Source organism: Planktothrix agardhii, assembly GCF_904830935.1.
GTDB lineage: Bacteria > Cyanobacteriota > Cyanobacteriia > Cyanobacteriales > Microcoleaceae > Planktothrix > Planktothrix agardhii.
In genome coordinates this window covers 1,731,094-1,745,001 of record NZ_LR882952.1, presented here as the reverse complement: position 1 = coordinate 1,745,001, position 13,908 = coordinate 1,731,094, and the positions used below count along the sequence as shown (strand labels likewise).

15 protein-coding genes and 1 riboswitch are annotated in these 13,908 nt (G+C 41.2%); of the genes, 13 read left to right on the top strand and 2 right to left on the bottom strand.

What is annotated here, in order from left to right:
• Window positions 1-155 precede the first annotated feature (155 nt).
• The 4 genes from NMG88_RS22660 to NMG88_RS08105 all read left to right on the top strand — a co-directional run bounded on the left by NMG88_RS22660 (window position 156) and on the right by NMG88_RS08105 (window position 1,503).
• Entirely contained in the window at window positions 156-494 is a 339-nt protein-coding gene (locus tag NMG88_RS22660; protein WP_072005186.1) for a DUF6972 family protein, read from the top strand.
• Entirely contained in the window at window positions 442-720 is a 279-nt protein-coding gene (locus NMG88_RS08115) for a hypothetical protein (protein WP_042153356.1), read from the top strand. Before NMG88_RS22660 ends, NMG88_RS08115 begins: the two co-directional genes overlap by 53 nt.
• 23 nt (window positions 721-743) lie before the next feature.
• Window positions 744-1,118: a hypothetical protein gene (locus tag NMG88_RS08110; RefSeq protein ID WP_254033328.1), complete on the top strand. Its 375-nt coding sequence runs from the start codon at window positions 744-746 to the stop codon at window positions 1,116-1,118.
• 136 nt (window positions 1,119-1,254) lie between these two features.
• Entirely contained in the window at window positions 1,255-1,503 is a 249-nt protein-coding gene (locus NMG88_RS08105) for a hypothetical protein (RefSeq protein WP_254035308.1), read from the top strand.
• Between the two features lie 53 nt (window positions 1,504-1,556).
• Here the strand turns inward: NMG88_RS08105 and trpB are convergent, their stop codons facing one another.
• Window positions 1,557-2,807 carry a tryptophan synthase subunit beta gene (gene trpB, locus NMG88_RS08100; RefSeq protein WP_227397687.1) on the bottom strand — a complete coding sequence of 417 codons (1,251 nt, stop codon included), beginning with the start codon at window positions 2,805-2,807 and terminating at the stop codon, window positions 1,557-1,559.
• A gap of 471 nt (window positions 2,808-3,278) precedes the next feature.
• Between trpB and cphA the strand changes: the two genes are divergently transcribed.
• Entirely contained in the window at window positions 3,279-5,876 is a 2,598-nt protein-coding gene (gene cphA, locus NMG88_RS08095) for a cyanophycin synthetase (RefSeq protein WP_254035307.1), read from the top strand.
• 108 nt (window positions 5,877-5,984) lie between these two features.
• Window positions 5,985-6,287: a hypothetical protein gene (locus tag NMG88_RS08090; protein ID WP_026788822.1), complete on the top strand. Its 303-nt coding sequence runs from the start codon at window positions 5,985-5,987 to the stop codon at window positions 6,285-6,287.
• A gap of 324 nt (window positions 6,288-6,611) precedes the next feature.
• Here the strand turns inward: NMG88_RS08090 and ftsW are convergent, their stop codons facing one another.
• Window positions 6,612-7,814: a putative lipid II flippase FtsW gene (ftsW, locus tag NMG88_RS08085; RefSeq protein ID WP_042153344.1), complete on the bottom strand. Its 1,203-nt coding sequence runs from the start codon at window positions 7,812-7,814 to the stop codon at window positions 6,612-6,614.
• A 97-nt stretch (window positions 7,815-7,911) separates the two neighbouring features.
• On the opposite strand from ftsW, the gene NMG88_RS08080 reads away from it, so the two are divergent.
• The 7 genes from NMG88_RS08080 (at window position 7,912) to NMG88_RS08050 (ending at window position 13,795) form a co-directional block, all read left to right on the top strand.
• On the top strand, window positions 7,912-8,070 hold the full coding sequence (locus tag NMG88_RS08080; RefSeq protein ID WP_174235985.1) for a hypothetical protein: 159 nt from the start codon (window positions 7,912-7,914) through the stop codon (window positions 8,068-8,070).
• Between the two features lie 154 nt (window positions 8,071-8,224).
• A riboswitch (guanidine-I (ykkC/yxkD leader) is annotated at window positions 8,225-8,365 on the top strand.
• Between the two features lie 81 nt (window positions 8,366-8,446).
• The gene (speB, locus tag NMG88_RS08075; protein ID WP_042153340.1) at window positions 8,447-9,640 is read left to right on the top strand and encodes an agmatinase; all 1,194 of its coding nucleotides are present in this window, start codon (window positions 8,447-8,449) and stop codon (window positions 9,638-9,640) included.
• A gap of 86 nt (window positions 9,641-9,726) precedes the next feature.
• Complete coding sequence (gene hypA / locus NMG88_RS08070; protein ID WP_072005185.1) at window positions 9,727-10,143, top strand: hydrogenase maturation nickel metallochaperone HypA; 417 nt, start codon at window positions 9,727-9,729, stop codon at window positions 10,141-10,143.
• Between the two features lie 49 nt (window positions 10,144-10,192).
• Window positions 10,193-10,906, top strand: a complete 714-nt coding sequence (hypB, locus tag NMG88_RS08065) for a hydrogenase nickel incorporation protein HypB (RefSeq protein ID WP_042153335.1) — start codon at window positions 10,193-10,195, stop codon at window positions 10,904-10,906.
• A gap of 39 nt (window positions 10,907-10,945) precedes the next feature.
• Window positions 10,946-11,983 carry an ABC transporter substrate-binding protein gene (locus tag NMG88_RS08060; protein WP_227357859.1) on the top strand — a complete coding sequence of 346 codons (1,038 nt, stop codon included), beginning with the start codon at window positions 10,946-10,948 and terminating at the stop codon, window positions 11,981-11,983.
• 4 nt (window positions 11,984-11,987) lie between these two features.
• Entirely contained in the window at window positions 11,988-12,797 is an 810-nt protein-coding gene (locus tag NMG88_RS08055) for an ABC transporter permease (protein WP_026788828.1), read from the top strand.
• A 179-nt stretch (window positions 12,798-12,976) separates the two neighbouring features.
• Window positions 12,977-13,795 carry an ABC transporter ATP-binding protein gene (locus NMG88_RS08050; protein ID WP_042153331.1) on the top strand — a complete coding sequence of 273 codons (819 nt, stop codon included), beginning with the start codon at window positions 12,977-12,979 and terminating at the stop codon, window positions 13,793-13,795.
• Window positions 13,796-13,908: the final 113 nt, after the last annotated feature.

Here is a 13,908-nt window from a genome sequence, read left to right as displayed (position 1 = left end):
AAATTGCGATCGCTTTTAGTTTACAGCATAAATTATGATTTTTGTCAATATTCCTAGTTGTGGCTTCCGGTTTCGGTGATGGACGTAACCCTGTTCGGTATTTTTAACCCATTTTAGTCTGTAATATTCTCAGGGAGCGCAATAGCCTGAGCATTATGAGCGGAATTAGCCGTGAGATTTTTCTAGATCCTAAACATATTCCTAAACATCTACCAAACACCCCTCAATCACAGAGATTACTCCTACGAGGGCGAGCAATTCATGTTTTCAATGATGAAGATACGATGCTACAAGTTGCTCAAGCTATTATAGAAAGAGGTGAATACACGGGCAGCGTTCGGAATTACGAGCGCTATGGGCTATTTTTTACTGAAGCAATCGGTTATCGGATGAGTCCAGACGGTTCAAGAACTCCTTTGTTCTACGGTGAGGTAAAAATTGATGCAAACAACCGATACCACGCAATTCCTCGCACCCGACCTAGTGAAAGATGATTGGAACTTCTTAGAAGTTTGGGTAGATTCAATGCAATCACCACCCTACATCTTGCTGTTACTAGGTGACAAAATGGAGGGTTGTTATATTTTCGACCCCTCTGAGCGTTATAGTCTTGTAAAAGCTTTTCAGAACTATGAAGAAGCTCAACTCTGGCTATTGGAAGATGAATACGAGCCACTGGAAGGACGCCTATTTAGCCTTGAAGTTCGCCAGAGCGATTGAAACTTGTTGCATGGAAAGGTTTTATGTCCGATAAGGAAATGACCGAAAAAACTCTCCTAGATGAAATTGTTAATTGCCCCCATGCACAACAATGCCTAGGGGATTCTGCTGCTGAAAACCTTTGTCGTACAATTGTTGAGTATCAAAATACCCTCAGCTTACAAAAATTCCAAGTTCCTGAACCGTGCAGTGGGGAAATAGAGAAAGCACCCATTCTATTTCTCAGTTCCAATCCATCAATTGGTGGTGATGAAGCTTATCCTACTTGGGATTGGTCATCGAAAGAAATTTTAATTATCGTTTTGAAGGAGGACATAAAACCTGGATTCTGGATGGGACAAAATCGTTGCAAACAGATGGAACCTATAGTCGCGTTACTCAATTTTGGGCAGCAGTGAGGAAACGTGCGATTGAACTTCTTCAACGAGATGTTATCCCAGGATTCGATTATGCGCTGACAGAAATTGTGCATTGCAAATCCCATCACGAAATTGGTGTAGAACAAGCGCAAGAGCAATGTGTACAAGCCTATTTATGAGGATTTTAGAACTAGCAAAAGCAAGGGTGATAGTCGTCTTAGGAACACCTGCAAGAAAAGTTATTCAAAGGGAATTTGAAATTCCCCCAGAAAAATTGCTATCTGAATTGATTGAAATAGGGGGGAATCAAAGATTGTTTACATTTCTTCCCCATCCAAATGCGCGAGCTAATCGTTCTTTTGCTAAGTGTTTACAAAACGGTGAACTTGAAAGGCTACGTGCTTTTTTGCGACATAACCAATAATGTTCTAGTATCACCCATCCTTCCTACAAACAATTTTGCTGTTAGTGCTGAATTCAACTATTAGGATGATTCAAGAATTTTTGTACCGTTTGAACATCTTTATCTCCCCGTCCTGAACAATTTAAAATAATCCGAGGACTGCCTTTTAATTGAGGACAAAGGGTTTCTAAATAGGCGATCGCATGGGCAGTTTCCAAGGCTGGAATAATTCCCTCCAAACGGGATAACCGTTGAAACGCATCTAACGCTTGCTGGTCAGTAACGCTATAATATTCCGCCCGACCCAAATCTTTTAAATAACTATGTTCTGGCCCCACCCCCGGATAATCTAAACCCGCACTAATCGAATGGGCTTCCATAATTTGGCCATCATCATCCTGTAAAAGATAACTCATCGCCCCGTGTAACACTCCCACCCGGCCATGGGTGAGGGTAGCAGCGTGTTTTCCCGTTTCTACCCCCGACCCGGCGGCTTCAACCCCAATTAGACGCACAGAGGTTTCATGGACAAACTCATTAAACAGCCCCATGGCGTTAGAGCCACCTCCGACACAGGCTAATAAAATATCAGGTAAACCACCCCATTTTTCCAAACATTGGGCGCGGGTTTCTACCCCAATCACATTATGGAAATCCCGAACAATCATGGGATAGGGATGGGGGCCAGCCACGGAACCTAGAATATAATGGGTGGTTTCAACGTTAGTTACCCAGTCGCGGATGGCCTCAGAAGTGGCATCTTTTAAGGTTCCCGTACCCGCTTCCACCGGGCGAACTTCCGCCCCTAATAGTCGCATTCTAAACACATTTAGGGCTTGACGTTCCATGTCATGAATACCCATATAAATCACACAGTCTAGGCCATAGCGGGCGCAAACCGTTGCCGTGGCTACCCCATGTTGACCCGCCCCGGTTTCGGCAATAATGCGCTGTTTGCCCATTTTTTTGGCTAATAGGGCTTGGGCGAGGGCGTTATTAATTTTATGGGCTCCGGTGTGGTTGAGGTCTTCCCGTTTCAGATAAATTTGTGGGCCAGTGCCGTCGGGTCTGGCACAATATTGGGTGAGGCGTTCGGCGAAATATAGGGGGCTAGGTCGTCCCACATAGTCTTTCAGCAGGCTTTGTAGTTCGGCTTGGAATTCAGGATCTTGACGATAATGATTATAGGCTGTTTCCAGTTCAGCTAAGGCGGGCATTAGGGTTTCTGGGACATATTTGCCCCCAAATTGTCCGAAGCGTCCGAGCAGGTCTGGGCGTTTTGTGGCGGGGCGTTGGGGGTTGGGAGGTAAGGGAGTGGTAGTCACGGCGATTGGGAAATAATTACTGAAGAACAATTTTATAATTATAGATCGACCCACCCTGTTTTTTCGATATAGAAATTGACATCCTCCCCGGCGTAAACGGGCAGGGATTCCATCTATAATTTAGCAGGTCAAAAAATAATCATAACCTCGGCACGGATTGCTATAGATTTCTATTAATCTTTAAAAGAGATCTAAAAAATTACTTCGAGATGCTTGATCAGTTGCTAGTCATGTTCTCAAAACCAAAGCTGATCTTAGGGTTTAAATCATTATTAATTAGTCAATCCTTGCTCCAGGGAATTGTAGGGTTGATTGTAAAGTCTTAACAGAATCTAATATTTTCCTTAAATTTTGGCAAATTTGTCCAACTTCAGGCATTTTAGTGTTTATATATTCCTAAATTGTGAGATAATTAATTTCGATATTGAATTGCTGAAATGGCTGTATCCATGAGTTTAGGAGGGAATACCAATGAAAATTATAAAAACTCAAACCTTATCAGGGCCTAATTATTGGAGTATTGATGTTCACAATCTGATTATTATTCACCTCGATTTAGAAAAGGATAATCGCTACACCCATGAAATTCCAGATTTCTGCGATGGACTTTGTGAAATTTTACCCAATTTAACTGAACCAAAATATCAAGATTTCCTGACAAATCTAAAGACCGGAATCTTGATGAGTGATGTAGTTCTACAAGTTGCCTTAGAATTGCAAAGATTAGTCGGAATTCCCGTAGACTTTGGCTGTACTCGTCCGAGTTCCCAACCCGGAGTCTATCGAGTGATCTTTGAATATAAAATAGCCAAAGCTGGACGCTATGTATCCAGGTCGGCACTGCGGTTATGCCATAGTTTAATTGATCATGGATTTTATCGGGAAACTGAACTGCGGCAGGATTTAGAAGACTTACAAGAAATTTTCTCAGAGGCTCAACTTGGCCCGACAACGGAGGCAATTGTTCAAGAAGCTGAAGCTCGTGGAATTCCCTGGAAAGAATTACCCGCCCGCCATGTAATTCAATTGGGTTATGGCAAAAAACAACGACGAATTCAATCTTCCCAAACCGACGGCACCAGTATTTTAGGAATTGAATTTGCTGGAGATAAAGAAGGCACAAAAACCCTTTTGGATGCAGCCCGTTTACCCGTTCCCAAAGGAACCGTTATTGATAGTTTAGATGATTTAGAAAAAGCTATTGATGATATTGGTGGATTCCCGATTGTTTTAAAACCGCTAGACGGGAATCATGGTAGAGGTATTACCCTAGATATTCAAACCTGGAGCGAGGCGGAAAACGCCTACGAAATGGCTAAAAGTGAATCAAAAATTGGCACTATAATTGTTGAAAGATACTATCAAGGAAATGATTATCGGGTGTTAGTTGTGGATGGAAAAGTTGTGGCGGTAGCTCAACGGGTTCCAGCCCATGTTATTGGAGATGGTCGCTCAAATTTAATAGAATTAGTCGAAGAAACAAACCTTGATCCCCGTCGAGGTAGTGGTCACGAAAATATGTTAACTCGGATTGAAATTGATCGCAATAGTATTGATATTTTAAAACAACAAGGCTATCGGTTAGAAAGTATTCCCAAAAAAGGAGATATTTGTTATCTAAAGGCAACTGCTAATTTAAGTACGGGTGGCATTGCCATTGATAAAACCGATGAAATTCACCCGGAAAATATTTGGATTGCCGAACGCGCCGCCCAAATTATTGGCTTAGATATTGCCGGAATTGATATTACCGCCCCCGATATTAGTCGCCCCCTGCGAGAAGTGGACGGGGTGATTGTGGAAGTGAATGCCGCCCCTGGGTTACGGATGCACATTCACCCCAATGAAGGCAAATCCCGAAACGTTGCAGTTCCGATTGTGGATATGCTTTATCCCCCCGGAACTTCTAGTCAGATTCCGATTACCGCCATTACCGGAACTAACGGTAAAACTACTACCACCCGCTTAATCGCCCATATCCTTAAAAAAACTAAAAAAGTTGTGGGTTTTACTACCACTGATGGTACTTATATCGGAGATTTTTTAGCAGAAGCCGGAGATAATACCGGGCCTCAAAGTGCCGCCTTAATTTTAAATGATCCCACCGTGGAACTAGCCGTATTAGAAGCCGCCCGGGGGGGGATTCTCCGGTCTGGGTTGGGGTTTAATCGCTGTGATGTCGGAGTGGTGTTGAATGTTTCCGAAGACCATCTGGGGTTACAGGATATTAACACCGTGGAGGAGATGGCAGAGGTGAAAAGCGTTGTGGCAAAGGCGGCTAGTGAATATGCGGTGTTAAATGCCGATGATCCTTTAGTTGTAGCCATGGCATCACAGGTAAAAGCAAAAGTGGCTTATTTTTCACTAAATGCTGATAACCCAATTATTAGTGAGCACGTTGCTCAGGGAGGAGTTGCCGCGATTTATGAATCGGGTTATTTATCCTTTTTAAAAGCAGATCAAATGATTCGGGTGGAACAGATGGCGAATGTTCCCCTCACCTTACGGGGGTTAGCTCCCTTTATGATTGCTAATGCTCTGGCCGCAAGTTTAGCGGCCTATGTCCAGGGAGTCACCATTGAGGAGATTAGTCAGGCTTTGCGGACATTCCAGATGTCGGTGGAACAAACCCCCGGACGGATGAATTTAATTCCTTACCAGTCTTTCCATGTTTTACTTGATTATGCCCATAACCGTGCCAGTTTTCAAGCAATTCTGGAGTTTGTTCGTAATTGGCCTGATGGGAAAAGAATTGGGGTGGTCTGTGCGCCCGGAGACCGACGCCCGGAGGATTTTACCGAATTAGGACGATTAGCAGCCCAAATGTTCGAGCGGATTATTATTAAGGAAGATGAGGATAACCGAGGATCTCAACGGGGAGAAGTCGCTAAATATATTGAAATTGGGGTTAAACAGGAAAATCCTGATTTTGATTATGAGATTATTCTCGAAGAAGTGCAAGCTATTCAAACTGCTCTGGGTGAAGCAACTCCGGGTAGTTTGGTGGTGATTTTCCCCGAAGGTGTGAAGAAAGTTTTAGCTCTGCTTCAGTCACATAATTGCCCTTAATTCGTTGTTGGGCTTTAGCAGCAACAACAAATTAAGATTAAAGACAATTTCTGATAAAATGTTATAAAACTTAAAATTATTCACAACTCAAGTTAGCGGGAGAGCAAGATGGCATTATTTGGTTTGTTTGGCAGAAAAGGGGATTCTAAACCCCAGGAAGAAACGGGAAGTGGTTTCTATCTCGACGGTAATGCAGCCCAAGGTCTGGGGGATATGGACAGATTCAAGGATTTACCTCCAGTCAAGAAGACTTTCCCCGTTGAAGTTGAGGCTCCTAAATCTACAACGCCAAAAGCACAGGTATCTTTTAATCCTGTGGCTGAGGAATCTTCTAGCAAAACTGAACGCCGTCGAGCCGATAGCAGCATGGATATGTACCGAAATCTGGCCAAGGAAATCAAAAAACCGTAACCTCTAGCCAAAAATAATTTAACGATTCATCGGGTTGAGAATTGTAGTAGAGACGTTAAAAACTCGTCTAGCAGCTACTGTTCTTAACCCTATTTTAATTTTATGGGAGAGAAATACCCCCTATAGCAGTGTAATAATAGATACAAATAATAGATTTTTGAAATTTCCCGATCGCTGAGAAATTTTTCACGAAAAGATGAATTGACGGTGCAACCCACGAATTTACATGAAGGGTTAGAAAGTACATTTCAATATCATTCCTCTGTATCCCTCAATCCTTGCTTAGATTCTATGACCTGTTCTTAACTGAAATGGAATAATTGTTTAACGGATTGGCGATCGCCCAATTCCGCGACGTGGGTTTGGGGTTGACCGATGATCAGCTAAAGAAATTACCTGGGCTTGATTTTCTTCTCTAGCTACCCGAATTAATAACCCAGCTAAAGCTAAACTAGCAATCATGGAACTTCCCCCATAACTAAATAGGGGTAAAGGTAAACCTGTAGTTGGTAAAACCCCCGTGGCTACCCCAATATTTAATAAAGATTGTCCCACCATCACTACCATCACTCCCACCGCTACTAATTGATGTTCAATTTGTTGTGCTTTCATCGCCACTCTTAGGGCTAGGGTTGCATAAATTGTTAACAATAATAACAATAATATCCCCCCAATAAAGCCAAATTCTTCCGCATAAACCGAGAAAATAAAATCACTATATTGAATCGGTAAATAATATAATTTTTGGTGAGATAATCCTAATCCCGTTCCCCAAAATCCACCAGAGCCTACCGCCAAAAGACTTTGAACTAACTGATATCCGTCTCCCATTGGATCAGACCAAGGATTTAAAAAAGATAAAATTCGTCGTCTTTGATATTCTTTAATAGTAACACTTAAAATAGCTAAAAGTATCCCGCCTAAAGCTGTTCCTCCTAAATAAGAAAAAGGCAGTCCCGCCGCTAAAGCCACTAACCAAAGAGTCATCCCACAAAGGGCGGTGGTACTGAGGTTTGGTTGGGTAAGAATAGATAATAAAACTATCCCAAAAATTCCTAACCAAATTAACCGAATTTGCCAATTTAAACGATACCAATTGCCAAAAAAACGAGCGCTTTGTAAGACCAAAAAAGGCTTCATTAACTCCGAAGGTTGAATCGGAATCGGCCCAATTGAAATCCAGCGTGTAGCTCCATTAATAGTAGTTCCTAATCCGGGAACTAAAGTCAGAAATAATAATCCCAGAACAATTAAAACCCCCCATTGGGCAATTTTTAACCAAAATCTCAGGGAAGATTGAACAATAAAACTAAATCCGACTAATCCTACGGCTGTCCAAATTAATTGACGTTTAAAATAATATAATCCATCTCCTTGTTCAGCATAGGCGATGGGATAGGAAGCAGAAAACATCACAATTAAGCCTACAAATAACCAGAGAAAGGTTATCCAGTGTAACCATCTTGCTTCCGTTGACCAATGGGTCAAAAAAGAGGTAGAAAAAGGGAAAATTTGTCTTAAGTTCATCAGCAAGAAAATTAATGAGTTAGGCTTAGGGTTAATAATTTAGGATTTGGCGTTCAGGACAATTAAAATAATATCGAACTCAGGATAGCCAGTGGATATGTTCACTCGCAGAAGTCATCCTGATCAACCCCTGATGGTTCAGCATAGTCCCAATTGTCGCACAATTCGGTTAATTGCGGGCCCAGAAGAATTTGTTCCTAGAGATCAAATCCGGGCTTTAGTGATGGAGAAGAAAACAAGTAGAAACTCAATTTAGTTGGCAAGGTGTCGCCTTAAAATTAAGCGATCTTTATACTCAAATTCTGAGGTGAATCTGCATAACTCTTAAAAACAGGAAATGAGACTTCTGTAACTTTTGATACTGTCTTTCGATTCAGAACTTGTTAATTTCAGGACAAGTTTTAACTCAAATTAATTGCTTCTAGGGTTCCGGTTTGCTGCAAATTGCTGAAAACGCCAGGTCCGAGAGAAGCAAGCTATCCTGGATTCAGATTTTAGGAATCCGTTCTTCAAAAAGGGTAGCTACACGGCGGGAAAAAAGCCCGGGAGAAGTTTGTGAGTGGACGTACCTCGCAACGGCTCTCGGCTTTTTGCATGGTACGGATTGATCTGCATCTAACAGGAGTTATTCCATGAGTGAGCAATCTGTTTTTCAACCTCCCGATGAAAATTTCAATGAATTTTCAACTGAAGCTCAACGCGCATTAGAACGGGAAAATCGCTTACCTTTAACAGGTTGGCAACAGGAAGTAGATCGCGGTTTAGAATACGGTTTAGAAGCCGCAGAAAGTATCAAAGATCGCCGAATTCCGACGTTTTCCAGAGGAGAATTACCCCATTATGCGGGGATTAATACGTTTCTAAAAGCTCCTTATTTAGAAGATGTTCGTTTAGTCGAAAATTATGATGTTGCGATTATTGGAGTTCCCCATGATTCGGGTACAACCTATCGGCCCGGAACTCGTTTTGGCCCCCAAGGAATTCGCCGAATTTCTGCTCTTTATACCCCCTACAATTTTGAATTAGGGGTTGATTTACGCGAACAAATTACGGTTTGTGATGTCGGGGATATTTTTACGATTCCCGCTAATAATGAAAAATCCTTTGATCAGATTTCTAAAGGCATTGCTCATGTTTTTAGTTCCGGTGCATTTCCGATTATTTTAGGCGGAGATCATTCCATTGGTTTCCCCACTGTTCGGGGTATTTGTCGGCATTTAGGCGATAAAAAAGTTGGGATTATTCATTTTGATCGTCACGTTGATACCCAGGAAACCGACTTAGATGAACGGATGCACACTTGTCCCTGGTTTCATGCCACAAATATGAAGAATGCCCCAGCTAAAAATTTAGTTCAATTGGGCATTGGTGGCTGGCAAGTTCCCCGTGAAGGCGTTAAGGTTTGTCGAGAACGAGCCACTAATATTCTCACGGTAACTGATATTACAGAAATGGGGTTAGATGCGGCGGCAAACTTTGCTTTAGAACGGGCATTAGATGGCACGGATTGTGTGTATATTAGTTTCGATATTGACTGTATTGATGCGGGTTTTGTCCCTGGGACAGGATGGCCGGAACCTGGGGGTTTATTACCTCGTGAAGCCTTACATTTACTCAAAAAAATTGTTCAAAATGCTCCCGTTTGTGGCTTAGAAGTTGTTGAAGTTTCTCCGCCTTATGATATCAGCGATATTACGTCTTTAATGGCAACTCGCGTGATTTGCGATACCCTCGCCCATTTAGTGGTTTCAGGACAGTTACCCCGCAAACAAAAATCCTCCTACATTTACCCCGAATCTCAACCCGAACTCGTTCAATGGTCATAAATTAGGTGTCGGGTGTCGGGTTTCATGTGTCGGGTTTCTCATGATTTCCCCATCTTTTGCTATCTGCTCTCTCCTGTTTCCTAATTATGCACGAAACTGACATGACAAAGGCGTTAATTCTAACGGTAAAAAACTGGTGGAATTCACAGCCTGAACCTTATAAAATTGATAAAATTCATTTGATTGTGGGTAAATTTACCTGTGTTGAACCTGTTAGTTTGCAGTTTGCTTTTGAAGTGCAAACCCGCAATACTTTTTTAGAAGGGGTAATCCTAGAAATTCAAGAAACTCCATTAATTGCCTATTGTCATACTTGTCAAACGGAATATTCCCCAGAAATCGGTTTACATTATGCTTGTCCGACCTGTCAGTCACCGATGGAGGATATTCGTTCCGGTCGGGAATTAAAAATTGATCGTATTGAATATTCTATAGCAGGGAACAGGGAACAGGGAACAGGGAACAGGGAGGAAAAGAGTTTACCTTCTGGTTTGTGCCCTTAGTCTCTGTCCTAACTGCCAGCACAACTTTAATTAACAATAGGAGAACAAAATGCACCAAACCTTTGATGTTAGTTTAGGAATTAATTTACTCCATGCTAATCAACATTTAGCCGATGATAACCGTTCCCATTTTGATCAATGGGGAATCACCTGTTTAAATATTATGAGTAGTCCAGGGGCGGGAAAAACGGTATTATTAGAAAAAACCCTAGAAGCTTTAAATTTAGAGTTAAAATTTGCGGTCATAGAAGGAGATATGACCACAGAATTAGATGCAGAACGATTGCGTCAATATAACGTTCCCGTGATTGCAATTAATACCGGGCGTTCCTGTCATTTAGATGCTAAAATGGTCTGGGGTGGAATTCATAAATTAGAACAAGATTATGATCCTCAAAGCTTTGATTTAGTCTTTGTGGAAAATGTGGGAAATTTAGTTTGTCCGGCCGAATTTGAAGTTGGAGAACACGCTAAAATTGCGTTATTAAGTATCACAGAAGGAGAAGATAAACCCTTGAAATATCCCATTATGTTTCAGGAAGCCGATTGTTTATTAATCACAAAAATGGACTTATCCCCCTATTTAGAGATTGATGTTGAACGCATCGCTGCTAATGTTCGACAAATGAATCCTCACGTTAAAATTATTCCGGTTTCTGCGAAAACGGGAGAAGGGTTAGAAACTTGGTTTGCATGGGTAAGAACACAAGTCAAAGCCAAGCAAACCCTAACCCCAGAAGCCTTAAATCTTCAGTCCATTTAACCCTCAAAACTTAACCACTCAATCATCTGGTAAAAATCGATGAAACGCAGAAAAATTTTATCCTTATTTGGGGTATTTGTAGCGAGTTTAGCGTTAATTGTAAGTTGTAATCAAGCCCAAAATTCCACACCGAATAATAACGCTTCAACTCCGACAACACCCCCCCTAATTATAGGATATAGTAATTGGTCTGGATGGTGGCCTTGGGCGATCGCAGAATCTGAAGGATTATTTAAAGCCAATGGCTTGAACGTTGAATTAAAATGGTTTGATGGCTATTTAGAATCCTTACAAGCAATGGCGGCGGGACAATTAGATGGGAATTGTCAAACCTTAAATGATACGATTGCCTTTGTAGGTGATTCTAAAAATGGTCAAGTGGCGGTTTTAATTAATGATAACTCTGCCGGAAATGATAAAATTATTGTAGCAGAAAATATCAATAAAATTCAAGATTTAAAAGCCAAAAAAGTCGCCGTTGAAGAAGGTTTAGTGGATGATTTCTTATTGGCGTTAGCTTTAGAAAAAGAGGGAATGTCTCGTCAAGATGTAGAAATTGTTAACTTAGAAACGGGGGCTGCATCTGCCGCCTTCGTAGCGGGACAAGTTGATGCAGTGGGGGCATTTCCTCCCTTTTGGTTAACAGCATTACAACGAAAAGGCAGTAAAGAGTTAATCAGTTCTAAAGAATTTCCGGGGGCTATTCCCGATTTATTAGTGGTGAGTCAAAAATTGATTCAAGACCGTCCTGAACAGGTGCAAGGATTAGTTAAAACTTGGTTTGATATTCGAGAATTTATGGCAAAAAATCCTGAAAAAGCCAATGAAATTATGGCAAAACGGGCGGGAGTTTCTGGTGAGGAGTTCAAAATGTTTAATGATGGGACTAAATTTTTTACCATTCAAGACAATTTAGAAGCCTTTAATTCTGGAAATTCCATGAAACATTTACCCTTTGCCGCCAAAAAAATGAGTGACTTTATGTTACAAGTGGGACTCCTCAAAACCAAACCCAATTTAGAACCCATTTTAGATGCTCAATTTGTTAAAAAATATGCAGAAACTCTCAAACAATAATTCAATGGAACCCAAACCTCGCCAAGCTTTAAAACCCACTGTTTTTTGGCGTATTGCTGAAAACATTCCTCCCGCTCTCAATTGGGTATTAGTCACCCTTTCCATTGTTATTCCTTTCTGTTTATGGTGGGTCTTAGCGTTAATTCTTAATTCTCGCTTTCTTCCCACTCCTCCCCAAGTTTTACAAGCGGGTTTTGGACTCTGGGAAAAAGGGTATTTAGTACAGGATACCGTAGCCAGTATTACACGGGTGACGTTGGGATTTTTCTTGGGGGCAATGTTAGCAATTCCGTTAGGAATTTCGATGGGATCTTTTGCCAGTATTCGGGCATTAACTGAACCCTTAATTGGGATTTTACGCTATATGCCCGCCCCGGCATTTATTCCCCTTTTAGTTTTATATCTCGGTATTAATGAAGCTCCGAAAATCATGTTAATTTTTATCGGAACATTGTTTTTCAATACCTTGATGGTTATGGATGCGGTGAAATTCGTTCCCAAGGATTTAATTGAAACCACCTATACTTTAGGAGGAAATCGTCAACAGGTGTTAACGCAAGTGATTATTCCTGCCATTATTCCTAATATTATTGATGCCTTACGAATTAATATGGCAGCAGGTTGGAATTTAGTCGTTGTAGCCGAATTAATTGCCGCCGAAGTGGGGTTAGGCAAACGCATTGTTATTGCTCAAAAATTCCTGAGAACCGATGAAATTTTTGCCTGTTTAATCATTCTAGGTTTAATTGGGTTTGCCATTGATTTATCTTTTCGACTCCTATTAAAAACAACCTGCAAATGGGCTGTTGATTAATCAACTGTATTCTAACCGTAGGATGGGCTTTGCCCATTATCTAAAATAATGTATCCTACTTAACAGTTCATGAATTAACTGTTAGTTACAATTAACTCTCAGTTAGAAAGAATTGCCATAGAATTTATAAAAATTTAATTGATACTAACGATAGTATAATTCAGTTTGGACTCAAAAAAATGCACCTAGAAATAAATAATCTTCATAAACAATTTCCCACCCGAACAGGGTTTTTAGTCGCCTTACAAAATATTAATCTGCACGTTGAAACCGGAGAATTAGTCTGTGCTGTTGGCGCATCCGGTTCAGGAAAATCCACCCTATTAAGAATGATTGCCGGGTTAGATTATCCCACTTCGGGTAAAATTATCGTGGATGGAATGGAAGTCACCGGGCCTGGAGCAGACCGGGGAATGGTATTTCAACGCTATACCTTATATCCCTGGTTAACCGTCCAAAAAAATGTAGAATTTGGCTTAAAATTACAGGGGGTTTCCCATCAACAACGCCGAGAACAAACCTCCTATTATTTAGATGTTGTTAGCTTAACTCCCTTTGCCCAATGTTATCCCAAACAACTCTCAGGAGGTATGAAACAACGGGTAGCCATTGCCCGTGCTTTAGCCACACAACCGAAAATTTTGTTAATGGATGAACCCTTTGGGGCGTTAGATATTCAAAGCAAAGAAACCATGCAACAATTTTTACGGCAACTGTGGCAAAAAACAGGTTGTACAATTTTAATGATTACCCACGACGTTGAAGAATCGGTATTTCTATCCCAAAGAATTTATGTATTAAGTACCAGACCCGGACAAATCCAAGATGAATTTATAATTAATTTACCCGAAGAACGTAATTATAAAATCAAACGTCAATTAGAATTTCAAAAATATGTCGGTGATATTATGGATTTACTACGGGGAAGCAAAGAAGAATCTGTTATGGCAGGGAACACCGGAACATCCCCCCCTAGCCCCCCGTGCACTAGGGGCTAGGGGGGGAGGGAACAGGGGGGAAAATACTTCACCGTCTGGGTTCTAAGATCCGTCTGGTGTCCTAACTACCTTGGCGGTTGCTATACTGTTTATACGATAAGTCTGGTGGCTTG